At 69.1% G+C, this 24,474-nt stretch carries 23 protein-coding genes and 2 tRNA genes; 22 read left to right on the plus strand and 3 right to left on the minus strand.

The features are described from left to right. Positions 1–60: 60 nt before the first annotated feature. The 14 genes from ACFUCU_RS01525 (at position 61) to ACFUCU_RS01590 (ending at position 12,694) form a co-directional block, all read left to right on the plus strand. Complete coding sequence (locus tag ACFUCU_RS01525) at positions 61–1,614, plus strand: bifunctional hydroxymethylpyrimidine kinase/phosphomethylpyrimidine kinase (protein ID WP_377970783.1); 1,554 nt, start codon at positions 61–63, stop codon at positions 1,612–1,614. A gap of 365 nt (positions 1,615–1,979) precedes the next feature. Then, positions 1,980–2,288 carry a 50S ribosomal protein L21 gene (gene rplU, locus ACFUCU_RS01530; protein WP_290257883.1) on the plus strand — a complete coding sequence of 103 codons (309 nt, stop codon included), beginning with the start codon at positions 1,980–1,982 and terminating at the stop codon, positions 2,286–2,288. A gap of 61 nt (positions 2,289–2,349) precedes the next feature. Beyond that, on the plus strand, positions 2,350–2,613 hold the full coding sequence (rpmA, locus tag ACFUCU_RS01535) for a 50S ribosomal protein L27 (protein ID WP_009372867.1): 264 nt from the start codon (positions 2,350–2,352) through the stop codon (positions 2,611–2,613). A gap of 115 nt (positions 2,614–2,728) precedes the next feature. Next, on the plus strand, positions 2,729–4,318 hold the full coding sequence (obgE, locus tag ACFUCU_RS01540) for a GTPase ObgE (protein ID WP_377970215.1): 1,590 nt from the start codon (positions 2,729–2,731) through the stop codon (positions 4,316–4,318). After that, positions 4,308–5,465, plus strand: a complete 1,158-nt coding sequence (proB, locus tag ACFUCU_RS01545) for a glutamate 5-kinase (RefSeq protein ID WP_377970216.1) — start codon at positions 4,308–4,310, stop codon at positions 5,463–5,465. Before obgE ends, proB begins: the two co-directional genes overlap by 11 nt. A 26-nt stretch (positions 5,466–5,491) precedes the next feature. Beyond that, complete coding sequence (locus ACFUCU_RS01550; protein WP_377970218.1) at positions 5,492–6,823, plus strand: glutamate-5-semialdehyde dehydrogenase; 1,332 nt, start codon at positions 5,492–5,494, stop codon at positions 6,821–6,823. Between the two features lie 80 nt (positions 6,824–6,903). Then, complete coding sequence (locus tag ACFUCU_RS01555; RefSeq protein ID WP_290257625.1) at positions 6,904–7,137, plus strand: hypothetical protein; 234 nt, start codon at positions 6,904–6,906, stop codon at positions 7,135–7,137. A 13-nt stretch (positions 7,138–7,150) separates the two neighbouring features. Further along, positions 7,151–7,822 carry a nicotinate-nucleotide adenylyltransferase gene (gene nadD, locus ACFUCU_RS01560; protein ID WP_290257626.1) on the plus strand — a complete coding sequence of 224 codons (672 nt, stop codon included), beginning with the start codon at positions 7,151–7,153 and terminating at the stop codon, positions 7,820–7,822. A 7-nt stretch (positions 7,823–7,829) separates the two neighbouring features. After that, positions 7,830–9,131 carry a hypothetical protein gene (locus tag ACFUCU_RS01565; protein ID WP_377970220.1) on the plus strand — a complete coding sequence of 434 codons (1,302 nt, stop codon included), beginning with the start codon at positions 7,830–7,832 and terminating at the stop codon, positions 9,129–9,131. 107 nt (positions 9,132–9,238) lie between these two features. Next, entirely contained in the window at positions 9,239–9,640 is a 402-nt protein-coding gene (gene rsfS, locus ACFUCU_RS01570; protein ID WP_290257628.1) for a ribosome silencing factor, read from the plus strand. A 117-nt stretch (positions 9,641–9,757) separates the two neighbouring features. Continuing rightward, positions 9,758–9,830 (plus strand) — tRNA-Ala (locus ACFUCU_RS01575). Between the two features lie 197 nt (positions 9,831–10,027). After that, positions 10,028–10,100 (plus strand) — tRNA-Ala (locus ACFUCU_RS01580). Positions 10,101–10,165: 65 nt separating this feature from the next. Then, on the plus strand, positions 10,166–11,341 hold the full coding sequence (locus ACFUCU_RS01585) for a class I SAM-dependent methyltransferase (RefSeq protein ID WP_377970222.1): 1,176 nt from the start codon (positions 10,166–10,168) through the stop codon (positions 11,339–11,341). Between the two features lie 99 nt (positions 11,342–11,440). Beyond that, entirely contained in the window at positions 11,441–12,694 is a 1,254-nt protein-coding gene (locus ACFUCU_RS01590; protein ID WP_377970223.1) for an ROK family transcriptional regulator, read from the plus strand. A gap of 33 nt (positions 12,695–12,727) precedes the next feature. Here ACFUCU_RS01590 and ACFUCU_RS01595 read toward each other — a convergent pair whose 3' ends face one another. Then, positions 12,728–12,925, minus strand: coding sequence for a hypothetical protein (locus tag ACFUCU_RS01595; protein WP_290257631.1), 198 nt, complete (start codon positions 12,923–12,925; stop codon positions 12,728–12,730). A 58-nt stretch (positions 12,926–12,983) separates the two neighbouring features. Further along, positions 12,984–13,490 carry a DUF2004 domain-containing protein gene (locus tag ACFUCU_RS01600; RefSeq protein WP_290257632.1) on the minus strand — a complete coding sequence of 169 codons (507 nt, stop codon included), beginning with the start codon at positions 13,488–13,490 and terminating at the stop codon, positions 12,984–12,986. A gap of 108 nt (positions 13,491–13,598) precedes the next feature. On the opposite strand from ACFUCU_RS01600, the gene ACFUCU_RS01605 reads away from it, so the two are divergent. Then, the gene (locus ACFUCU_RS01605; protein ID WP_377970225.1) at positions 13,599–15,017 is read left to right on the plus strand and encodes an aldehyde dehydrogenase family protein; all 1,419 of its coding nucleotides are present in this window, start codon (positions 13,599–13,601) and stop codon (positions 15,015–15,017) included. Positions 15,018–15,044: 27 nt separating this feature from the next. On the opposite strand, the gene ACFUCU_RS01610 is transcribed toward ACFUCU_RS01605, so the two are convergent. After that, a complete protein-coding gene (locus ACFUCU_RS01610; RefSeq protein WP_377970226.1) occupies positions 15,045–15,965 on the minus strand; it encodes a LysR family transcriptional regulator in 921 nt (306 codons plus the stop codon). Positions 15,966–16,137: 172 nt separating this feature from the next. Between ACFUCU_RS01610 and ACFUCU_RS01615 the strand changes: the two genes are divergently transcribed. The 7 genes from ACFUCU_RS01615 (at position 16,138) to nrdE (ending at position 24,455) form a co-directional block, all read left to right on the plus strand. After that, positions 16,138–17,514, plus strand: a complete 1,377-nt coding sequence (locus tag ACFUCU_RS01615) for an NAD(P)/FAD-dependent oxidoreductase (protein ID WP_377970228.1) — start codon at positions 16,138–16,140, stop codon at positions 17,512–17,514. Between the two features lie 11 nt (positions 17,515–17,525). Then, positions 17,526–18,257 (plus strand): DUF1365 domain-containing protein, encoded by a 732-nt coding sequence (locus tag ACFUCU_RS01620; protein WP_364135233.1) that lies wholly within the window; start codon positions 17,526–17,528, stop codon positions 18,255–18,257. Continuing rightward, complete coding sequence (locus ACFUCU_RS01625) at positions 18,254–19,672, plus strand: class I SAM-dependent methyltransferase (protein WP_377970230.1); 1,419 nt, start codon at positions 18,254–18,256, stop codon at positions 19,670–19,672. Before ACFUCU_RS01620 ends, ACFUCU_RS01625 begins: the two co-directional genes overlap by 4 nt. Then, complete coding sequence (locus ACFUCU_RS01630) at positions 19,669–20,916, plus strand: class I SAM-dependent methyltransferase (protein WP_377970232.1); 1,248 nt, start codon at positions 19,669–19,671, stop codon at positions 20,914–20,916. The genes ACFUCU_RS01625 and ACFUCU_RS01630 overlap by 4 nt, the downstream gene beginning before the upstream one ends. 582 nt (positions 20,917–21,498) lie before the next feature. Beyond that, on the plus strand, positions 21,499–21,744 hold the full coding sequence (nrdH, locus tag ACFUCU_RS01635) for a glutaredoxin-like protein NrdH (RefSeq protein ID WP_120949950.1): 246 nt from the start codon (positions 21,499–21,501) through the stop codon (positions 21,742–21,744). A 42-nt stretch (positions 21,745–21,786) separates the two neighbouring features. Then, the gene (gene nrdI, locus ACFUCU_RS01640) at positions 21,787–22,284 is read left to right on the plus strand and encodes a class Ib ribonucleoside-diphosphate reductase assembly flavoprotein NrdI (RefSeq protein WP_290257637.1); all 498 of its coding nucleotides are present in this window, start codon (positions 21,787–21,789) and stop codon (positions 22,282–22,284) included. Positions 22,285–22,334: 50 nt separating this feature from the next. Further along, the gene (gene nrdE / locus ACFUCU_RS01645) at positions 22,335–24,455 is read left to right on the plus strand and encodes a class 1b ribonucleoside-diphosphate reductase subunit alpha (protein ID WP_377970784.1); all 2,121 of its coding nucleotides are present in this window, start codon (positions 22,335–22,337) and stop codon (positions 24,453–24,455) included. The last annotated feature ends 19 nt before the right edge of the window (positions 24,456–24,474 follow it).

A 24,474-nucleotide genomic window follows, 5' to 3' on the forward strand; every position in this document is an offset into this window, starting at 1 on the left:
TTCCTGCAGACGGTGTTCCCTGCATCCAGGGCCGACGCCGGACCCGAGGCGTCGGCCGGCATGGCCCACGACGCCACCGGACGGGCCCCGGTTCCCCGGGTCCTGGCCATCGCCGGGTCCGACCCCTCCGGCGGCGCCGGGATCCAGGCGGACCTGAAGAGCATCGCGGCCATGGGCGGCTACGGCATGGCCGCCATCACCGCGCTGACCGCGCAGAACACCCGCGGCGTCCGGTCCGTGCACGTGCCCCCCGCCGCCTTCCTGACCGAGCAGCTGGACGCCATCGCCGAGGACATCACCATCGACGCCGTCAAGATCGGCATGCTCGGCGACGCCGGCGTCATCGACGCGGTGCGTGAGTGGCTGGAACGCACCCGGCCCGCCGTCGTCGTCCTGGACCCCGTCATGGTCGCCACCAGCGGCGACCCGCTGCTGCAGGAATCGGCCGTCGCGGCCCTCCACACCCTGCTGCCGCTCGCCGACCTGGTGACCCCGAACCTGGCCGAACTCGCCCTCCTGCTGGATGAACCGGTCGCCGCCGGCTGGGCGGGGGCGCTGGAGCAGGGCAAGCGCCTCTCCGCGCTGGCCGGAACCACGGTCCTGGTCAAGGGCGGCCATCTCGAGGAGGACGCCGACGGCGGGTGCCCGGACGCGCTGGTCAACAGCGCGGGACTGCCCGGCAGCGAGACCGTGGTGGTGCCGGGGGAGCGGGTCGACACCCGCAACAGCCACGGAACCGGGTGCTCGCTGTCCTCGGCCCTCGCCACGGCCTACGCCGCCGGCGGGGACTGGGAGGCCGCGCTGCGACGCGTCAAGCCCTGGCTGCTCGGGGCGCTGCGCGAAGCCGGACGGCTCGACGTCGGCACCGGCAACGGACCCGTCCACCACTTCCACCACCTTGCCCAGCCGGCGGAACCGGCGCCCGGGGCCGGCGCGGAACACTCCACGGAACACCTTAAGGAACCCGGCGACTTCGCCACCGGCCTCGAGCCCCTCGCCGCGGAGGGCCTGTCGGAGATCTACGCCCTGGACTTCATCCGGGGCCTGGCGGACGGGACCCTGCCGGAACACGAGTTCGCCTACTACCTCGGCCAGGACGCGCTCTACCTCAACGGCTACTCCCGGGTGCTGTCCCGCGCCGCGGCGCTTGCCCCGACGGAGGCGGAGCAACTGTTCTGGTCACGGTCGGCCGCCCAGTGCCTTGAGGTTGAGTCGGAACTGCACCGCAGCTGGCTCGCCGGGCGCGCCGGCACCCCGCGGCAGGGACCGGTCACCAAGTCCTACGTGGACCACCTGCACGCTGCGTCCCTGGCCGGCAGTTACGGGGTCCTCGTGGCCGCGGCGGTGCCCTGCTTCTGGCTCTACGCCGAGGTGGGCGCCGCGCTGCACGCACAGTACCTCGCCGCGGGCGCGGACGAAGGCCACCCCTACGCGGCCTGGCTGCGGACCTACGCGGACGAGGCCTTCGCCGAGTCAACCCGGCAGGCGATCCGCTACACGGACGCCGCCGCCCGCCGCGGTTCCGCCGCCGAACGGGGCGCCATGACCGAGGCGTTCGTCCACTCGGTGCGCTTCGAGGTGGACTTCTTCGACGCGCCGAGGCTCCACGCCTGACCCGGAACGGGGACCGCGGCCGGTAAGGTGGTGGGGCGCGGTTCCCGAAAGCGGCTGCGGCGCCCGGTCCGGTTCCTTGAAAAACGGCACTGTGGCACCGGTCACGCCCGACTCTCCGGGGCCTGCCTCGTTTGCGGCCGAAGGCGAAATTAGCGTAGTCTTGATCTTCGGTGCTTACGCCAACACTTGGGTTATGACCTTGAGGACCTGTCCACCCCACGCGGGACGGATGATCCACGGGATAGCTCATGGGTTCCCCCGGGGAACCTGCCGGCGTTGAGGCACAGCGTGAGCCGCTCCGGTATTTCGGGGCCAGGTTCCGCACGCAAATCTAGTAATAAACGTCGAGAGAAGTGAGTTCCCCAGTGGTGTACGCGATTGTCCGCGCAGGCGGCCGCCAAGAGAAGGTTTCTGTTGGAGACTTCGTTACCCTGAACCGCGTCCCCGGTGGAGCCGGCAGCACCTTTGAGCTGCCCGCACTGCTCCTGGTGGACGGTGACAAGGTCACGTCTGCCGCAGCGGACCTGGCTAAGGTAACGGTTACGGCTGAGATCCTGGAAGACCTCCGTGGTCCCAAGATCGTCATCCAGAAGTACAAGAACAAGACCGGTTACAAGAAGCGCCAGGGTCACCGTCAGGAACTGACCAAGGTCAAGATCACCGGTATCAAGTAACTTTCCGTTACTGATCAGGTTCCCGCAGTTTCCCAGAATTTTTTGAAGGCAGGCATTCCAAATGGCACATAAAAAAGGCGCGAGCTCCACTCGCAACGGTCGTGACTCCAACGCCCAGTACCTCGGCGTGAAGCGCTTCGGCGGCCAGGTTGTTTCCGCCGGCGAGATCATCGTCCGCCAGCGTGGCACCCACTTCCACCCGGGCGCCGGCGTTGGCCGTGGCGGCGACGACACCCTGTTCGCACTGACCCCCGGCGCTGTCGAGTTCGGCACCCGCCGCGGCCGTCGCGTCGTGAACATCGTGGCTGCTGCAGCCGCAGAGTAACACCTACGTTTCACAATCGGTGGGGCGGGCCAATGGGTCCGCTCCACCGGTGTTTTAACCGCATTACAATCATTCCGGGACCTTGCGGACCGGGAACAGCACTGAGGAGATCCACGTGGCCAGCTTTGTAGACCGGGTAGTACTGCACGTATCCGGCGGTACCGGCGGTCACGGGTGTGTCTCCGTCCACCGTGAAAAGTTCAAGCCCCTCGGCGGACCCGACGGCGGCAACGGCGGCAACGGCGGCGACGTCATCCTCCGCGTCGATCCCCAGACCACCACCCTCCTGGACTACCACCACGCCCCCCACCGGCACGCCACCAACGGCGGCCCCGGTATGGGTGACTGGCGCGGCGGCAAGAACGGCGAGACCCTGGTCCTGCCCGTCCCCGAAGGCACCGTCGTCAAGAGCAAGGATGGCACCGTCCTGGCCGACATGGTGGGGGAGGGCACCGAATACATCGCCGCCGCCGGCGGCCTCGGGGGCCTCGGCAACGCCGCCCTGTCCTCGCAGAAGCGCCGCGCCCCCGGCTTTGCCCTCCTCGGCATCGAGGGCGAATCCAGCGACATCGTCCTGGAACTGAAGTCCATCGCGGACATCGCCCTGGTCGGCTTCCCGTCCGCCGGCAAGTCCAGCCTGATCGCCGCCATGTCCGCCGCGCGGCCCAAGATCGCGGACTACCCCTTCACCACCCTGATCCCCAACCTCGGCGTCGTCCAGGCCGGCGACATCCGCTTCACCATCGCCGACGTGCCCGGCCTGATCGAGGGCGCCAGCGAGGGCAAGGGCCTCGGCCACCACTTCCTGCGCCACGTCGAACGCTGCGCCGCCCTGGTCCATGTCCTCGACTGCGGCACGCTCGAATCTGACCGCGACCCGCTCTCCGACCTGGCCGTGATCGAGGCCGAGCTGGAGAAGTACGCCGTCGACATGAGCTACGCCGGCACCGACGGCGAGGTCGTCCCGCTGAACCACCGCCCTCGGCTGGTCGCCCTGAACAAGGTGGACCTGCCCGACGGCAAGGACATGGCCGAGTTCGTCCGCCCCGAGTTGGAGAAGCGCGGCTACCGCGTCTTCGAAATCTCCGCCACCAGCCACGAGGGCCTGCGCCAGCTCGGCTTTGCCATGGCAGAGATCGTCAAGGCCGCCCGCGATGCCGTCGCCGCCACCCCGCCGAAGGTCGCCGCCCCGGTGCTGCGCCCCCGCGCCGTCAACGAATCCGGCTTCACCATCCGGCGCGAGGAGCGCGGCATGGAGCCGTTGTTCCGCGTCCTGGGCGAAAAGCCGGTCCGCTGGGTCAAGCAGACGGACTTCACCAACGAGGAAGCCATCGGCTACCTCGCGGACCGGCTGGCCAAGCTGGGCGTGGAAACCGAGCTGTTCAAGCAGGGCGCCAAGCCCGGCGACGCCGTGGTGATCGGCGAGGACGACGGCGTCGTCTTCGACTGGGAGCCCACTATGATGGCCGGCGCGGAACTGCTGGCCTCCCCGCGCGGCACCGACATCCGCTTCGCGGACATCGGCGACCGGCCCACCCGCGGCCAGAAGCGCGAGGAACAGCAGGAACGCCGCGACGCCAAGGCCGCCGCCCGCGCCGAGCTGGAAGCCGAGCGCAAGGCCGGCATCTGGACCGAATCGGTCAGCGGCCGCCGCGCCCAGCAGCCGCTCAAGGAGAGTGGACTCGGCGACGCCGATGACCAGTAACGCCACCCGGGCCGGCGACGTGACGTCGGCAGTATTTCCCGGCCGGGCACTCCTGGCCGACGCGCGCCGGATCGTCGTCAAGGTCGGCTCCTCCTCGCTGACGTCCATCAAGGGCGGCATCGACGAGGAGGCCCTCACCGGCCTGGCCGACGCCCTGGCGCACAAGCGCAACGCCGGCACCGAGATCATCCTGGTCTCCTCCGGCGCGATCGCCGCCGGCCTGGCACCTCTGGGCCTGGAGAAGCGCCCCCGCGACCTCGCCACCCAGCAGGCCGCGGCGAGCGTGGGGCAGGGCCTGCTCATGGCCCGCTACACCCACGCCTTCGGCGCCCACGGGGTCACTGTCAGCCAGGTCCTGCTGACCGCGGACGACTTCATGCGCCGCAGCCAGCACACCAACGCGTTCCGCGCCCTGGACCGGCTGCTGAACCTCGGCGTCGTGCCCGTGGTCAACGAGAACGACACCGTCGCCACCCACGAGATCCGCTTCGGCGACAACGACCGGCTGGCCGCCTTGGTGGCCCACCTGGTCCGCGCCGACGCGCTGGTGCTGCTCTCCGACGTCGACTCCCTCTACGACGGGCCGCCCGCACGCGGCGCCCGGAGGATCCCGCACGTCGCGGGCCCCCGTGACCTCGAGGGCGTCTCGATTGGCAGCACCGGCAAGGCCGGCGTGGGGACCGGCGGAATGGTCACCAAGGTGGAGGCAGCCTCGATCGCCGCCGGCTCCGGCATCCACGTCCTGGTCACCTCCACCCCGAACGCCGCCGCCGCACTGGCGGGGGAGGACGTGGGCACCTGGTTCTCCGTTAACGGCGCCCGCAAGCCCATCCGGCTGCTCTGGCTGGCGCACCTCGCGTCCGTCCAGGGCCGGCTGGTGCTCGACGACGGCGCCGTCCGCGCCGTCCGGGAACGCCACACCTCCCTGCTGCCAGCCGGCATCACCGCCGTGCATGGGGACTTCGAGAGCGGCGACCCGGTGGAGATGGTCGGCGCCGACGGCACCGTGATCGCCCGCGGGCTGGTCAACTACGGCGCCGGGGAGCTGCCGCAGATGCTCGGACGCTCCACCATGGACCTGGGCCGCAGCCTGGGCCCTGGCTACGAGCGCGAAGTTGTTCATGTTGACGACCTGGTGCTGGTCTGACCCACCCACTCGCCTAAACTTGGAGCATGACTGAGGCCCTGACTTCGCACCCCGACCTGCCCCTGAACGACACGCCTGCCGCAGGCCTGCCGCCGGCGGCCCCGGGTGTCGAAGCCGCGGTCCACGCGATCGCCGACCGGTCTCGCGCCGCCTCGCGCGAGATGGCCCGCGCCAACCGGGCCTGGAAGGACCGCGGCCTGCGCGCCATCGGCGCCGCCCTCCTGGAGCACCGGGGCACCATCCTCGCCGCCAACGCCAAGGACGTCGCCGCCGGCCGCGCCAACGGCACCTCCGCCGCGCTGCTGGACCGGCTGACGCTGAACGACGCCCGGATCGAAGCCCTCGCCGCGGCGCTGGATAACCTCGCCGGCCTGCCCGACCCCGTGGGCAACGTGGTGCGCGGCCAGACCCTGCCGAACGGGCTCCGGCTCCGGCAGGTCAACGTGCCCATGGGCGTCGTCGCCGCCATCTACGAGGCCCGCCCCAACGTCACCGTGGACATCGCCGGACTGGCGCTCAAGAGCGGCAACGCCGTGATCCTGCGCGGCGGCAGCGCCGCAGCCGAAACCAACATCGCCCTGATCAACGTCCTCCGCGACGCCCTGGTCTCCGTTGGGCTGCCCGCGGACGCCGTCCAGAGCGTCGACGAATACGGCCGCGACGGCGCCAACGTGCTGATGCGGGCCCGCGGCCGTGTGGACGTCCTGATTCCACGCGGCGGCCGGGACCTGATCCAGACCGTCGTGACCAACTCCGCCGTCCCCGTCATCGAGACCGGCGAGGGCAACGTGCACATCTTCCTCGACGCCTCCGCGGACGAGAAGATGGCCGTGGAGATCCTCCTCAACGCCAAGACCCAGCGGCCCAGCGTCTGCAACACGGTCGAAACCCTCTTGGTGCACTCGGGGTCCACCGTGCTGCCCGCCGTCGCCGACGCCCTCCGGGCCGCCGGGGTCACCCTGCACACCGACGCCCGCGTCACCGCCGCGCTGCCCTCGGTGGAGACCGTGCCCGCCACGGACGTGGACTGGGCCACCGAGTATATGGACCTGAACCTCGCCGTAGCCATGGTCGACAGCATGGACGAGGCACTGGCCCACATCCGCTCCTGGTCCACCGGCCACACCGAGGCGATCGTCACCAACGACCTCGCCAACGCCGAGCGCTTCATCGCGGAGATTGATTCCGCCGCGGTGATCGTCAACGCCTCCACCCGGTTCACCGACGGCGGCGAGCTGGGGTTGGGCGCCGAGGTGGGGATCTCCACCCAGAAGCTGCACGCCCGCGGTCCGATGGGCTTGACCGAACTCACCACCACCAAGTGGATCGTGCAGGGCGAGGGCCAGGTCCGGGCCTAGTCACGCGGTACCATGGACTAAAGCCAGGAACGGCGGGATCCTCCGCCGTCGTCCATTTGTAGAACTCACTAGGGGAGAACATGCTGTTTCAGCAGATCGCCACGTCCGTTGCCGCAGCAGTGGCGCACGAAGAACCCGCTCCGCTCATCGCGCCGCCTTACGTGATCGGCGGCACGATGTTCGTGCTCCTCCTGGTCCTGATGTTCATCACTCTCTCCTACGGCAACCTGGGCAAGCGCCACAGCGCCGTCGAAGAGCACGCTGACCCGCACCGCCAGCACCCGAACAAGCACGACCACGGCCAAGGCCACTAATATTTCCGCCATCATGAAGCCGCACGGCGCAACACGCCGCCTGCGCCTGGGTGTGATGGGCGGCACGTTCGATCCGATCCACCACGGGCACCTGGTGGCCGCCAGCGAGGTCGCGGCCAAGTTCGGCCTCGACGAGGTGGTGTTCGTACCCACCGGGCAGCCGTGGCAGAAGAGCAGCAAAAAGGTCACCCAGGCCGAGCACCGGTACCTGATGACCGTCATTGCCACAGCGTCCAATCCGCGCTTCACGGTCAGCCGCGTGGACATCGACCGGCCCGGTCCGACGTACACCATCGACACCCTGCGGGACCTGCACACGCAGCGTCCCGACGCGGACTTGTTCTTCATCACCGGAGCGGACGCCCTGGCGCAGATCCTCTCCTGGAAGGACATCAACGAGCTCTGGTCGCTGGCGCACTTCGTCGGGGTGACGCGTCCCGGCCACGTCCTGGACGGCATGGGCCGCGACGACGTCACGCTCCTGGAGATTCCGGCGATGGCGATCTCGTCCACGGACTGCCGCGCCCGCGTGGCCGCCGGCAACCCCGTCTGGTACCTGGTGCCCGACGGCGTGGTGCAGTACATCGCCAAGTACGGGCTCTACGACGGCCAGCCGGAAACGGAACTGGACGTCCACCAGGTCCGCCCCGTCCTCCAACCACACCTAACCGCCAGTACCGAGTGAGCCTCCCATGAGTCAGGAACAGCCTCCCATCCGCAGCCGACGCGAACTGCGCCGTGCCAGGGATGAACGGCAGGCAGCGGAACCGGATAACTCCGGGAGCGCCGATACCCCCGGGAACCCGGGGAGTGCCGGCGCCGGTTCCGGCTCCCCGGAGAACGCCGCCGCTGCACGGCAGTCCCGGCCCGTGGAACCCACCGAGGCCGAGACCACCGGCCGCCGCCGGATCCCCGGCCCGGTAGACACCGTGCGCCGCGAGTCGCCCGCCGAGCGGTCCTCCCAGGTCCGTGCCCGTGACCGGGCCGCCCTGCGCACCATCAAGGAACTCGCCGAGAAGGAGGGCCAGCTCTCCCCGGGCGGCCCGCCCACCCGCCGGCAGCTGCGCCTCCAGCAGCTGGCCGAGGAAACGGCTCCGGCCACGTCGGCCAACCCGATCGTGCCGATGCCCTCGCCGCGGACGCAGCGGCACCCGGTGGTGGCTCCGAAGCGGGACGCCCCACCCGAAGCGGCTCCGCAGCAGGCTCCCGAAACGGCGGACGCTCCGGAAGCACCGGCCGCCCCGGAGGGCATGAGCGTCGAGCAGGCCCTTGCCGCCCGGGAAATCCTGGCAGCCCAGGCCCGCAACCAGGTGGCGAAGATGGAGCACATTGCCGCCACCGACCCCGACGCCGTCGACCCCGAGGTCCTGGCGCAGCAGATCGCCCTGGCCGAGCGGGCCGCCGTCCTGAACCGGCGCGCCGCGGCCAAGCAGAAGCTTGCCGAGCAGAACAGCCAGCAGGCACCCCGGACCACCGCCGGCGTCCCGGAGGCGGGGGCCGAGGGATCCGCCCCCAAACCCGGCGCCCCGGACAACGGGCCCTCCACGGCCAGCAACCTGGCCATGGTCACCCCGCTGGAATTCGTCGAGGTGCCCGGCATGGAACGCCCGGTGATGAAGCGCCCGGCGACCTCCTACGTGCCGCTCGTAACCAACCAGGGTCCGAAAGTCCAGCCCCGCACCGGCCGCCGTCCGGCCAAGCAGCAGCGCGACGCCGGCCGCACCGGGGTCCTGGCCCGGGCCGAAGCCGCGGCCAAGGCCGGCCGGCGTCCCGCAGCAGGGGACCAGGTCCAGGACACGCAGGCGCAGGAAGACCTGGCCGCCCGTCCGCCGGTCGCCGCCAACGCCGCCTACGGACTGGACCCGCTGGACGCCTCCACCGCCGGGCTCGGCCGGGCGCGGCGGCTGCACCTGCTGCAGCTCAGCGTCCTGGCCCTCGGCGTCCTGGCCCTCGTGGCCGGCGTCATCCTGATCATCACCGGCATGGGCCACTGACGCGGCCCCCGCCGGACCGCCCTCGTCACCAGCTTTCACCGTCCGGCCCCGGGCCGGCACCCTATTCACCGAGTTTCACCACAGTTTCATCACCAACAAGGAGTCCCGTGACTGCAACCGATTCAGCCATCACCACCGCCCGCCACGCCGCCCACGCGGCCGCGGACAAGCTGGCCGAAGACATCGTGGCGCTCGACGTCAGCGAACGCCTCGCCCTGGCCGACGTCTTCCTCATCGCGTCGGCCCCGTCCGAGCGCCAGGTCAACGCGATCGTCGACGGCATCGAGGACGAACTGTCCAAGCACGATCTCAAGCCCGTCCGCCGCGAGGGGCGCTCCGGCGGCCGCTGGGTGCTGCTGGACTACGCCGACGTCGTCATCCACGTCCAGCACGAAGAGGACCGGGTCTTCTACGCCCTCGAGCGTCTCTGGAAGGACTGCCCCGTGGTCGACCTGCAGCTCGGCGACGACGCGTCCGCCAAGGCCGCGGCCGGCACCGACGCGGAGTAGCTGCCAGCCCTCCGGGGCGGGCCCATCCTGAATATTCCCGATTTGGAATTTTCGGAAGTGGTGTTCTAAGATATTTGAGTTGCTTCGGCGGGAACGAGGTCGAAGCGGCGAGAATACGGGGCTGTGGCGCAGCTGGTAGCGCACCTGCATGGCATGCAGGGGGTCAGGGGTTCGAGTCCCCTCAGCTCCACCGTAATCCGCCGGAACCAACAGGTTCCGGCGGATTTTTTATTGCCCGGATGCGCTCCGGAGTCCCGCGAAGCCCCCCGGAAACCAGCCGGGACACGCCCGCCGGCCGCCGATTAGCATCCCGGACGAAAGTGCATTACTCTAATCAGGTTGCTTGATCGGAACGGCATAAAAAACCGGATCGGCAGGAAACGGTTCGGGGCTGTGGCGCAGCTGGTAGCGCACCTGCATGGCATGCAGGGGGTCAGGGGTTCGAGTCCCCTCAGCTCCACCGAACGAGGCCCCGCTCATTGAGCGGGGCCTCACCGCTTTAACCCTTCGGCCACCCCACCCACCATGACGAAACGGCGGAAACCGGACGTGTCGGACCATCCCCTCGACCAGCTCTTCGCCGGACTGCGGCGCTTCCCTGACGTGGAGGCCCCCAACCTCCAGGCCTGGGACGCCACCGACCGCCTGCTGCTGGACACCGCTGCCGGCTTCCACGACGGCGGCCCGGTGGCGGTCATCGGCGACAACTACGGCGCACTGACCCTCGGCCTCCTCGCGCTGGGGACCGCCGACGGCGGCACTGACCCGGCGACACCGGCGGTCCGGGTCCATCAGGACCTCATCACGGGCGAACGCGCCCTGCGGCGCAACGCCGACGCTGCGGGCCTCACCGGCGGTTTCATCCAGACCACCCTGTCCGACGCCGTCGACGGCGCCTCCCTGGTGCTGCTCCAGCTGCCCCGCTCCCTCGCCGAACTGGAGGAGATCGCCGACGCCGTCGCGCGCCACGCCGCCCCCGGCGCGGTGCTGCTGGCCGGCGGCCGGGTCAAGCACATGAGCCTGGGCATGAACGCGGTCCTGGCCCGCTCCTTCGCGGAGGTCCAGCCCCAGCTCGCGCGGCAAAAGTCCCGCGTGCTGGTGGCCCGCGGCCCGAAGCCGGCCGTGGGGGAGCCGCCGTACCCGGTGTCAGAGCACCACCCGGGCCTGGACCTCACGGTCTGCGCCCGCGGTGCGGTCTTCGCCGGCACCGGGCTGGACATCGGCACCCGCTTCCTCCTGCACTTCCTGCCGCAGATGCCGGCCGCCCGGCACGCCGTCGACCTCGGCTGCGGCACCGGCATCCTCGCCGCCCTCTATGCCCGGAGCCACCCGGAGTCCCGCGTCACCGCCACGGACCGCTCCGCCGCCGCCGTCGACTCCGCCCTGGCCACCGCGCGCGCCAACGGGATCACGAGCGTGACGGGTTTGCGGGACGACGCCCTGAGCACCCTGCCCGACGCCTCGGTGGACCTGGTGCTGCTCAACCCGCCCTTCCACCTGGGCTCGGCCGTGCACGCCGGCGCCGGCCTCAAGCTGATCGAGGCCGCCGCCCGGGTGCTGGCGCCCGGGGGAGAACTCTGGACCGTCTACAACAGCCACCTGCAGTACCGGCCCGCCCTGGAGCGCCTGGTGGGTCCCACCCGCGAGGCTGGCCGGAACCCGAAGTTCACCGTCACCGCCAGCACCCGCCGGCCCGCGTAATCCGCGCGAACGTGACGGCTGCCTGTGTGGCAGCAACAGGCCGGTGACGTAGCATTTCCCTCATCAGCAGTACTTGCCCGATGACGTTGAGAGGTACCAGTGACTGAGAGCCGCACACCCTCGCCGCGGCGGGGAACGAACCTCCCACGGATGGGCGACTTCAACCTCACCGTCATCCTGGACGCGATCCGCCGTTCCCCGGCGGGACTGAGCCGGGTGGAGCTGGCCCAAATCGTCGGGCTCTCCCCGCAGACCATCTCCAACATCTCCCGCCGCCTCTTGGACCAGAGCCTGATCGTCGAGGCCGGCAAGGAGGGCACCGGCCCCGGTAAGCCCCGCACCATGCTGCGGCTGAACCCGGCCGGCATGTACGCCGTCGGCGTGCACGTGGACCCCGCCGTCCTCACGTTCGTCCTGCTGGACCTGGTGGGCGACGTCGTCCGGCACACCCGGATCCCGACGCCCGACGGGAGCGAACCCGGCGCCATCATCGACACCATCGCCGCCGAGATCAAACAGCTGATCGACGACTCGGGCGTGGACCGGGCCAAGATCGCCGGCCTGGGCGTCGCCTCGCCCGGACCCATCGACCTGGTGGCCGGCGCGGTCGTGGACCCGCCGCTGCTGCCGGGCTGGGACCGCGTGAACCTCCGCGACGCCCTGGCCGAGGCCACCTGCCTCTCCACCATCCTGGACAAGGACGTCACCAGCGCCGCCGTCGCCGAGACCTGGGCAGGCGGCCCCAGCGGCGCCGGCAGCTTCCTCTTCATGTACATGGGGACCGGCATCGGCTGCGGCCTCGTCCTCAACGGTGAAGTGGTCCGCGGTGTCTCCGGCAACGCGGGCGAGATCGGCCACGTGATCGTGGACCCGGACGGGCCCGAGTGCGACTGCGGCCAGCGCGGCTGCGTCAAGTCCTCCGCCATCCCGCAGGTCCTGGTGGCCAAGGCCGTCGCCACCGGCGTGCTGGACGGCCCCGAGGAGGGCCACAGCGCCCCCGCCGTCCAGGAGCGCTTCGCCGAGCTGTGTGCCATGGCCTACGGCGGCCACGAGGGTGCCGTCGCAATCCTCCGCGACTCGGCGGTGCTGGTCAGCCGGGCCGTGTCAGCCGTCATCAACGCCCTGGACGTGGACCGCGTCGTCTTCGGCGGCCCGTTCTGGACCTGCCTCGCCCCGGCCTACCTGGAGCTGGTGCCCGGCCTGGTGGCAGGCAACAGCGACACCGGCAAGATCCACGGCGTGGAGGTGGTCAGCACGGGCGTGGGCGACGACGTCGGCGCCGTCGGGGCCGCCTGCCTGGTCTTGGAGCACATGCTCGCGCCGCGTTCCCAGCGGCTGCTGCTGGAGGGCTGACGCCCACTGAGGACCTGCCGCCGGTGAACGGCGTCAGTCGATGTCCTCCAGGACCGTGCCGAACGGCAGGGTTTCGTCGATGTGGGCCTGATGATCGTGCGGGTGGACCACCACCCGCACCCCGTGGGACCTGTCCGCCGCGGACTGCATGAGGACCGGCCGGACGGTGTTCACAATGCCCTCGCTCTTGCCTGCGAGGTACTCCTGGTAACTGGCTGGAAGCTGGATCATGCCAGCAGGATAGACCCCGCCGCGTCCGCGGGGGAGGGGCTTCCGGCCGGGGGCCTGCTCAGGACTCCCAGAGGATCTCGTCGTCGACGACCCCGTCCTCGTCCGTGGAGGCCACCAGTACCTCATCGGTGAAGTGCGCGCCCAGGGTGAAGTCGAGGACGAAGTAGCGTTCGGGCTGGCCGGGATAGATGCCCACGTGGCCTAGCTTGAGGGCCTTGAGGAAGACCTGGTTGGTCAGCTGGGACTTGTCCTCGACGCCGAAGACCTGCCGCAGGTGTTCGGGCTTGAGGGCGTTGCAGTGGAAGCGCAGGTACTCCTGCGGGCTGCTGCCCTCCTGGTCCAGCTCCTCGGCGATCATTTCCCGCACCTGGTCCACCACCTCGGGCAGGAAGCGCAAGCGGTAGTCCACCTTGTGCAGGGCCGCCTCGTCGAAGTGGTCATGGGCGTTGACGTTCAGGTCCAGTTCCAGCGGGTGGCCGGCCAGTTCATGGGTGGCGGCGAAGTTATGGTCGCGCCCGTGGTTGAGCTCGATTTCTCCAAAATGCCGGCTGGATACCTTGCTCATGTCTTCAACATAGCCCTGAACCGGTGGCTGTTCCAGCATCACCGGGATTTAGCGGAATTTACCTGAAACCGCAGTCCGGGACGGGTGCGGTGACGGTACATTGATCGGATGCAGACCGTAGCCGCCGCCGTCGCCCGCGCCCGTGAAGAGTTCGACAGTGGGGTGACCCGGCCGTTGCAGTGGCGGCTCCAGCAGCTCGCCGCCCTGCGCCGCATGCTGGTGGAACGCCGGGCCGAGTTCGCGCAGGCCCTCTCCGCGGACCTGGGCAAGCACGAGACCGAATCGCAGATGACGGAGATCGGCTTCGTCACCGCCGAGGCCGCTCACCTGGAAAAACACCTCGCGGCCTGGCTGCGCCCGCGGCAGGTGCCCGTCCCGCTCTCCGTGCAGCCGGCCAGGGCCTGGACCGAGCTGACCCCGCTTGGGGTGGTGCTGGTGATCGGGCCGTGGAACTACCCGCTGCAGCTGCTGCTTGCCCCACTGGCCGGCGCCCTCGCCGCGGGCAACACGGTGATCCTCAAGCCCAGCGAGCACGCCCCCGCCACCTCCGCGGCCCTGGCCCGGTGGGTCCCGGAGTACCTGGCCGGCGCCGTGCAGGTGGTGGAGGGCGGCATCCCGGAAACCACGGAACTGCTGGCCGTCCCCTTCGACCACATCTTCTTCACCGGCGGGGAGGTGGCGGCCAAGGCGGTGCTGCGTGCCGCGGCGGACCACCTGACCCCGGTCACGCTGGAACTCGGCGGGAAGTCCCCGGCCTACGTGGACGCCACCACGGACCTGGCCAAGGCGGCCCGGCGGCTTGCCTGGGGCCGGTTCATGAACGCCGGCCAGACCTGCGTGGCCCCTGACTACGTGCTGGCCACCGCCGAGGTGATCGAGCCGCTGCAACGGGAACTTGCCACGGCGGTCACGGCCCTGTTCGGCAAGGATGCGGCCGCGAGCGACTCCTACGGCCGGATCATCAACGACCGGCACTTCGACCGGCTCGCCGCGCTCGCGGACGGCAGCACCGTGGTGCACGGCGGCGCCCGGGACGCGGCCACGCGCTACTTCGAGCCAACACTGCTCCGGCCGGCGCCCGGCGACGCGGTGATGGGGGAGGAGATCTTCGGTCCGCTGCTGCCGCTGCTGGAGGTCAGCGGCCCCGGTGAGGCGATCAGCGCCATCAACGCCCGGCCCAAGCCACTGGCGCTCTACGTCTTCAGCGACGACGCCGGCACCCGCCGGGCGTTCTCCGAGCAGACCTCCGCCGGGGCGCTTTGCTTCGACGTCCCCGTGGCGCACCTGACCGTGCCCGGCCTGCCGTTCGGCGGCGTGGGCGGCAGCGGGATGGGCGCCTACCACGGCGAGCACTCCCTGAAGACCTTCTCGCACGAGCGGGCCAGCCTGTCCAAGCCGCTGTGGCCGGAAACCCTCGGCCTGATCTTCCCGCCGTACACCCGCCTCAAGCACCGGCTGATCAGCAGCTTCGTGTCCCCGGCCGGAAGGAATCCGGGCATGAACCCCGGCAGGAACCAGAGCAGCTAGCCGCGGGGCAGTCGCATCGGTGGCGGTCTAGTCGCGGCGCGTGGTGCCCAGTCTCTGCAGGGTGTCGGCCAGCAGCTCGACGAACAGCTGGACCTGGGCGGTCTGCTTCTCCTTCGGCAGCAACGCGAAGACGTTGCGCGCGAGCCTGATCTCGGGGACGTCCAGGACCACGACGCCGTCGGGCCGGTGCAGCAGGGCCAGTTCCGGGACAAGCGCCGCGCCCAGGCCGGCGGCGGCCATCTCCAGGCTGGCGTGGAAGTCGTCGCTGTAAGCCACCACCCGGGGGTGCAGGTTGCAGCTGGCGAAGAGCCGCTCGATCACGGTGGCGTCCGAGGTGCCCGGGTGGTGCATGATCCACGGCATGTTCGAGAGGTGGTCCGCGGCGACCCTTGATTCCGGGCCGATGCCCCAGCCGGCGGGCAGCACCACGCGGAAGTCGTCGTCGCCGATCCACTGCCGGTTGACCGTGTGCGGCCAGGCCAGGCCGGACTGGCCCACCTGGTAGACCAGGGCGACGTCGAGCTCGCCGCCGGTGCGCAGGCCCTGGATGGTCTGTCCGGGTTCGGCGACGGAAACCCGCAGCTCGATGCCCAGCTTCTTCCACGCCGGGTTCTGCAGGATCCGGGGCAGCACGTAGGTGGCCAGGGACGGGAAGATGCCCAGCCGCAGCTCCTGGCGGGGGCTCTCGTTCGTGCGGGCCGCGGCCGCCATGAGCGCGTCGATGTCGGTCAGCACCTTCGCCGCGTGCCGGGTCATGGTGACGGCGGCGTCGGTGGGCTGGATGCTCCGGGCCGACCGCTGGAACAGCTCCACCCCGGTGTCCCGTTCCAGGGCGGACATCTGCTGGGAGACCGCCGAGGAGGTGTAGCCCAGCCGGGTGGCGGCCGCCGCAAAGGACCCCAACCGGACCACTTCGACGAGCGTCCTGAGGTGAACGGGGTTGATCACGGAATTGCCCTTCGGTGTTTGCGGTGGGGCGGGAGCGAAATCCCGCTTCATTCTGGCACATTGGTCCTAGGCGTCCGCCGGAAAAGTAAGACTCATCCGGCTGCCTCGCGGTGACGAATTGCCCTTAGCAAGTTCCACCAGGACGATTCAGGCGAAGCAACAGGAGCAACCAGTGCAGCAAGCAGCAAGCATCCCGGACGGACGCCGGGTTGCCGTGATCGGCAGTGGCGTGGCCGGCCTGACGGCGGCCTACGTGCTGAACCGGCGCGACCAGGTCACGCTCTTCGAGGCCGATACCCGGCTCGGCGGGCACGCCCACACCCATGACGTGCGCCAGGCGGACGGCTCCGTGCTGGGCATCGACACCGGCTTCATCGTCCACAACGAACGGACCTACCCCACCCTGTTGCGGCTCTTCCGGGAACTCGGCGTCCAGACCCAGGACTCCGAAATGAGCATGTCCATCCGTTGCGACGGCTGCGGCCTGGAGTACGCGGGGGCCCGGGGCGGTGCCCGCGGCATCATTCCCCGGCCCTCCACCCTGCTGCGCGGGCGCTACCTGCGGATGCTGCTGGAAGTCACCCGCTTCTACCGCCGCGCCCGGGCCCTGCTGGCGGAGGCGGAAACCACCCACGGCGGCGCCCCCGAACTGACCCTCGGCGAGTTCCTGGCCCGGGAGAAATTCAGCGACTACTTCATCGCCCACTTCATGACGCCCGTGGTCAGCGCCGTCTGGTCCTGCGACCCGTCGACCGCCCTGGCCTACCCGGCGCGCTACCTCTTCACCTTCCTCGGCCACCACGGCCTGCTCGGCATCAAGGGATCCCCGCAGTGGCGCACGGTCACCGGCGGCTCCCGCAGCTACGTGGACAAGGTCGCCGCCGTCCTGCCGGACGTCCGCACCGGCAGCCCGGTCCTGCGCGTCCGGCGCCACCCCGGCGGCCTGGAGGTCACCACCCACGACGCGGCCGGTGCCGAGACGGCGGAGAACTTCGACGCCGTCGTCATCGCCACACACCCGGCGCAGGCCCTGGCCATGCTGGCCGACGCCACGGACGAAGAACGCGACGCCCTGGGCGGCATGCCCTACTCGATCAACCAGACCGTCTTCCACCGCGACGACGCCGTGCTCCCCGCCAGCGACAACGCCAAGGCCTCCTGGAACTACCGGCTCCCGGCCTGCGACGCCCGGCCGGACCGTGTGCTGGTCAGCTACGACATGACCCGCCTGCAGCGGCTGGAGCCGGTGGACGGCAAGCGCTACATTGTCAGCCTGGGCGAATCCGAACTGATCGGGGACGGCACGGTGCTGGAGCAGATGGTCTACGAACACCCGCAATACACGCCGGACTCGCTCCGGGCGCAGGAACGCATCCTGGGCCTGGGCGATGACCGGCTGGCGTTCGCGGGCGCCTACCACGGCTGGGGTTTCCACGAGGACGGCGCGCTTTCCGGCGTCCGGGCCGCCGCCCGGCTGGGCCGCGACTGGAAGGCCGACGGTCAGGGCACCCGCAACGCCGAACTGTCCCCGGCCGCGGAGGGCCTGTGAGCCGGGGTCCTGTGAACAGCGGTGCCGCCATCTACCGGACGTCCATCTCGCATGTCCGTCGCACCCCGCTGCACAACGCCTTCACCTACCGCAGCTACAGCTGGTACGTCGACGTCGACGCCCTCCCGGAGCTGCCCCGGCCGCTCCGGCCGCTGGCGGGCTTTACCGCCGCGGACCATCTGGGTGACCCCGACGGGACACTCCGCGGCAACGTCGAACGCTACCTCGCCACCCAGGGCATAGACCTGGGCGGCGGCCGGATTACCATGCTGGCCAGTGCCCGCGTCTTCGGCCACGTGTTCAACCCGCTGAGCCTGTTCTGGTGCCACGACGCCGCCGGGGAGCTGCGCTGCGTCGTCGCCGAGGTGCACAACACCTACGGGGAGCGGCACTGCTACCTGCTGGAGACCGACGGCGCCGGCCGGGCCACCGTGCCGAAGGCGTTCTACGTCTCACCGTTCAACGACGTCGACGGCCGGTACCGGATGAAGGTCCCCGAACCCGGCGACCGGCTGGCGGTCTCAATCGTCCTGGAACGCGAGGGGCAGAAGCCCTTCATCGCCACCATGGACGGCACCCGCAGCCCGGCCACCACAGCCAACATCCTCGCCGCGGCGATCGCTGTCCCGCTGGCCCCGCTGCGGGTAGCGGCCCAGATCCGCTGGCAGGGCATCAAACTTTGGGCGCGACGCCTGCCCATCATCAAAAGACCACACCACCCCTCACAGGAGGCAGTCCAGTGACCATGACCGAAGCGACCGGATCCCCGCAGGGATCCCAGGAACGCGACTTCGCTCCGGCCCCCGCCGGATCCCCGGTGCCGTACACCGTGCCCCCGGCACCCGCCGTCGTCGACGCCGCCATCTGGCCGAGCATCGCCACCGTCCCCGCCGGGATCAAGGCCAAGGTGGCCGGCCGCGTGGCCGACGCCATCTTCCGCACCGCCGTGCAGCGGCTGCCCCTGGAGGTCCGCTACCCGGACGGCTCCGTCTTGGGCGAGGCCGGCCAGGGTCACCCGGTCATGACCATGCACCGTCCCGACGACTTCGCGGCCCGCCTGGGCGACGGCGGACTGATCGGCCTGGGCGAGTCCTACATGGCCGGCGACTGGGACGCCGACGACCTCACCGCCGTGATGGAGGTCTTCGCCGCCCGGGTGGGGAAGCTGGTGCCCGAACCCCTGCAGAAGCTCCGCGGGCTCTACCTGCCCCGCACGCCCCGCACCGAGAAGAACACCGAGCAGAACACCCGCTCGAACATCTCCCGGCACTACGACCTCTCGAACGACCTGTTCGCGACCTTCCTCGACAGCACCATGACCTACTCCAGCGCGCTGTTCCCCGAAAGCGGCGACGCCCTGCGCGCCGTGGTCTGGGACGATCTCGCCGCGGCACAGCAGGCCAAGATCGACCGGCTGCTGGACAAGGCCGGCGTCACCGCGGGCACCCGGGTCCTCGAAATCGGCACCGGCTGGGGCGAGCTGGCCCTGCGCGCGGCTGCCCGGGGGGCCACCGTCTACTCCGTCACGCTCTCCAGCGAACAGCAGGAGCTGGCCCGGAAGCGGGTGGCCGAGGCCGGGTACGCCGACGCCGTCACCATCGACCTCAAGGACTACCGCGCCGTGCAGGGGCAGTACGACGCCGTGGTCTCGGTCGAGATGATCGAGGCCGTGGGCTACGAGTACTGGGCAACCTACTTCAAAACGATCGAGCGGGTTCTGGCGCCCGGCGGCAAGGTGGCAATCCAGGCCATCACCATCGGCCACGACAGGCTGATCGCCACCCGCACCAGCTACACCTGGGTGCACAAGTACATCTTCCCGGGCGGTGTGATCCCGTCGGTCCGTGCCATCGAGGAGATCACCGAGAAGCAGACCGGCCTCCGGGTCCGCGAACGCCTCGCCATGGGCGAGCACTACGCGCAGACCCTGCGCCTCTGGGAGGAGCGGTTCATGGCCCGGGGCGGCGACGTCCGTGCCCTGGGCTTCGACGAGATCTTCCAGCGGATGTGGCTGTTCTACCTCTGCTACTCGCGGGCCGGGTTCGAAACCGGATACCTGAACGTGCAGCAGATCGTGCTGGACAAGGTCTCCACCCGGGCCTCCGCCGCCAAGGCCGCTGCCACCCAGGCCTCGGCTCACGAGCGGGGCACCAAGTGAGCGGGGGACTGGCCGGCACCATTGCCGAGGTCCTGCGCCCGGTGGTCCGCGGCGAACTGCCCGTCCGGCTGGTCGTCTGGGACGGCAGCGAGGCCGGTCCGGCCGGCGCCCCCACGGTGCGGCTGAACTCGCCCGCCGCGATCCGGCGTCTGCTCTGGGCGCCCGGTGAGCTGGGCGCCGCGCAGGCCTACGTCACCGGCGAACTAGATCTCGATGGCGACCTCAACTCGGCCCTGGCCCACATCTGGAAGGTGGTCCGGGACCGCAACCTTGCCGGTATCCGCCCCACCCCGGCGCTGCTGGCCGGCGTGGCCAGGATCGCCAAGGAGGCCGGTGCCCTGGGCGCCCCGCCCGAGCCGCCGGCCAGCCAGGCCAAGGTCAAGGGCCGGCTGCACAGCCTGCTCCGGGATCGTGCCGCGATCAGCCACCATTACGACCTCAGCAACGACTACTACGAGCTGATCCTCGACCCGCAGATGGCTTATTCCAGCGGGTATTGGACCAACCACCTCGAGGACAGCCACGCCGCCGAAGGCTACGGCCTCGAGGACGCGCAGCGGGACAAGCTGGACCTGGTCTGCCGCAAGATCGGGCTCAAGCCCGGCATGCGGATGCTGGACATTGGCTGCGGCTGGGGTTCGCTGAGCCTGCACGCGGCCCAGCACTACGGCGTCGACGTCGTGGGCGTCACCCTCTCCGTGGAGCAGAAGGCGTTCATCGACCGCCGGATCAAGGAACGCGGGCTCGAGGGGCGCGTCGACATCCGCGTTCAGGACTACCGGGAAATCCCGGACGGCCCGTTCGACGCCGTCGCCTCCCTGGAGATGGGCGAGCACGTGGGCCAGAAGAACTACCCGGTCTACGCGGCCGCGCTGTTCAACACCGTCAAGCCCGGCGGCAAGGTCCTGATCCAGCAGATGTCCCGCCACGGCAAGCACCCCGGCGGAGGCCCCTTCATCGAATCCTTCATCGCGCCGGACATGCACATGCGTCCGGTGGGGGAGACGCTGGGCTTCCTGGAGGACGCCGGGCTGGAGATTGAGGGCGTCCAGGGCATGCGCCGGCACTACGTCTACACCCTGGAGGCCTGGTACGAGCGGTTCGAGGAGAACCACGACGCCGCCGTCGCCATGATGGGCGAGGAGATCGTCCGCGTCTGGCGGCTCTACCTGGTGGGCGCGCTGCGCAGCTTCGCCGAGGGCCGGATGGGCGTGGACCAGATCCTCAGCAGCCGCCCCGAGTAGGAGCGCTCCACACTAAATACAGAAGGCGGCCACCGGAGGGTGGCCGCCTTCTGTCGTGCCGGCCACCCTGCTTTTCGTCCACCCGGGGGCGTGCCGTCACCCACTCCGGGACGTGCCCTCACCCACGCGAGCCCGTGGCCTCGCGCACAGGAACGCGTGCCGTCACCCACAGGCGCCCGTGCCGCCGAGCACACATACCCGTGCCGCGGAGCACTACATCTAGTGCCGCCGCCCACTCGGGGCCACCAGGGACGCGCCCCGCGACACGCCGTGAATGTGCGACACGCGGGGTGGTTAATTGTGGCTAACCTGTCCACAGGGTGTGGACGGGGCCGCGAAAAAAGCCGCGATTCCGGACATTTTGAGACCCTCTGCTTGTGGATTAACGGTGGGTTAAATGACATACTTGTAATACATCATCTTGGGGTCCGCGCCGGGCTCTTGCACTACATGTAGTATCGACATACAGTTCGAGCGGAGCGGTTACAGGCCGCAAGGCGAGGCGGGTTCCGGGACGCGAAAGCAATACCGGGCAGGCCCCACCGGACCCGAACCACAGACTTCAACTAAGGGGACCAGGACATGACCGTTACGGTTTACACGAAGCCGGCCTGCGTGCAGTGCAACGCAACCTACCGCGCGCTCGACAAGAAGGGCATCGCCTACCAGAGCGTCGACATCTCCCAGGATGCCGAGGCCCTCGAGCGCCTCAAGTCCCTGGGCTACATGCAGGCCCCGGTCGTCGTGACCGACCAGGACCACTGGTCCGGCTTCCGCCCGGACAAGATCGAGGAACTGGCCCAGGCCTCCGCCGTCGCGGTCGCCTGAAAGCCTTCCCACAGCAGCACCACACCGGATGAGGTGACGACCATGGCCGCACCGGCAACCGCCGGGCCGCCGCTGGCAGCGACGACCGTGGACTCAGCCACGGATTCACAGCCAGTGCAGACCACCGGCAGCCACCTCATCTACTTCTCCTCTACGTCGGAAAACACCCGTCGCTTCGTCCGGAAGCTCGGCGTCGACGCCGCCCGCATTCCCCTCCTGGCGAGGGAACCGGCGCTCGTGGCCACCGAGCCGTATGTCCTGGTGGTTCCCACCTACGGCGGGACCGGGGGAGAGGGATCCGTTCCGAAGCAGGTCATCCGCTTTCTGAACGACCCGAGGAACCGGCAACAGCTCCGTGGAGTGATCGGGGCGGGCAACACGAATTTCGGGGACAACTACTGCATGGCCGGCGACATCATCGCCGCCAAATGCAACGTCCCGCACCTATATCGATTCGAACTCATGGGGACGCCGGAAGACGTCGGCCGAGTACAACAAGGATTGGAAGAATTTTGGACACGACTGTCGCAGACGAAGTGACCGGGGCTCACGCCGTCGAAAAGCACACCGTGGCGGGCGAGAAGCCGGCGCTGCCGGCCGCCTACCAGGGCCTGGGCTACCACGAGCTCAACGCCATGCTGAACCTCTACGGTCCGAACGGCGAGATCCAGTTCGAAGCCGACCGCGAGGCCGCTCACCAGTACTTCCTGCAGCACGTGAACAACAACACCGTGTTCTTCCATGACCTCGAGGAAAAGCTCGACTACCTGGTGAAGAACGAGTACTACGAGCGGGAAACCCTCGACCAGTACACGATGAACTTCATCCGCGAGCTCTTCAACCGCGCCTACAAGAAGAAGTTCCGCTTCGAGACCTTCCTCGGCGCCTTCAAGTTCTACACCTCCTACACGCTGAAGACGTTCGACGGAAAGCGCTTCCTGGAGCGTTACGAGGACCGCGTCTGCATGGTGGCCCTGCACCTGGCCCGCGGCGACGAGCAGCTGGCCACCCAGATGGTCGACGAGATCATCGAGGGCCGCTTCCAGCCGGCCACTCCGACGTTCCTGAACGCCGGCAAGAAGCAGCGCGGCGAGCTGGTCTCCTGCTTCCTGCTCCGCATCGAAGACAACATGGAGTCGATCGGCCGCTCCATCAACTCCGCACTGCAACTGTCCAAGCGTGGCGGCGGCGTGGCGTTCGCCCTCACCAACATCCGCGAGGTGGGCGCCCCGATCAAGCAGATCGAGAACCAGTCCTCCGGCGTCATCCCCGTGATGAAGCTCCTCGAAGACAGCTTCTCCTACGCCAACCAGCTCGGTGCCCGCCAGGGTGCCGGTGCCGTGTACCTGCACGCGCACCACCCGGACATCTACCGCTTCCTCGACACCAAGCGCGAGAACGCGGACGAGAAGATCCGCATCAAGACCCTCTCCCTCGGCGTCGTGATCCCGGACATCACCTTCGAGCTCGCCAAGCGGGACGAGGACATGTACCTGTTCTCCCCGTACGACGTCGAAAAGGTCTACGGCATGCCGTTCTCCGACGTCTCGGTCACTGAGAAGTACTACGAGATGGTGGACGACTCCCGGATCAAGAAGACCAAGATCAAGGCGCGCGAGTTCTTCCAGACCCTCGCCGAGATCCAGTTCGAATCCGGCTACCCGTACATCATGTTCGAGGACACCGTAAACCGGGAAAACCCGATCGACGGCAAGATCATCATGTCCAACCTGTGCTCCGAGATCCTCCAGGTCTCCCAGCCCACGACGTACCACGATGACCTGTCCTACGACGCCACCGGCAAGGACATCTCCTGCAACCTGGGCTCGCTGAACATCGCGAAGACCATGGACTCGCCGGACTTCGGCCTGACCATCGAGACGGCCATCCGGTCCCTCTCCGCGGTCTCCGACATGTCCAACATCACCTCGGTGCCCTCGATTGCCCGCGGCAACGACCAGAGCCACGCGATCGGCCTCGGCCAGATGAACCTGCACGGCTACCTGGCCCGCGAGCGGGTCCACTACGGCTCCGAAGAGGGCCTGGACTTCACGAACATCTACTTCTACACGGTGCTGTTCCACGCGGTCCGCGCCTCCAACAAGCTGTCCATCCAGACCGGCCAGACCTTCGGCGGCTTCGAGAAGTCCAAGTACGCCTCCGGCGAGTTCTTCGAGAAGTACATCAACCGCGAGTGGGTCCCGGAGACGGCGAAGGTTGCCGAGCTGTTCCAGAACATCCACATCCCCACCCAGGATGACTGGCGCGAGCTGAAGGCCTCCGTCATGGAGCACGGCATCTACAACCAGAACCTGCAGGCCGTCCCGCCGACCGGCTCGATCTCCTACATCAACAACTCCACCTCCTCGATCCACCCGGTGGCGTCCAAGATCGAGATCCGCAAGGAAGGCAAGCTGGGCCGCGTGTACTACCCGGCGCCGTACCTGACGAACGACAACCTGGAGTACTACCAGGACGCGTACGAGATCGGCTACGAGAAGGTCATCGACACCTACGCCGCCGCCACGCAGCACGTGGACCAGGGCCTGTCCCTGACCCTGTTCTTCAAGGACACCGCCACCACGCGTGACATCAACAAGGCCCAGATCTACGCCTGGAAGAAGGGCATCAAGACCATCTACTACATCCGTCTCCGCCAGCTCGCGCTGGAAGGGACCGAGGTAGAGGGCTGCGTCTCCTGCATGCTCTAGCCTCCGACTGAGGCATGCG

The sequence above is a fragment of the Arthrobacter sp. NPDC057259 genome (genome assembly GCF_042668995.1).
GTDB lineage: Bacteria > Actinomycetota > Actinomycetes > Actinomycetales > Micrococcaceae > Arthrobacter.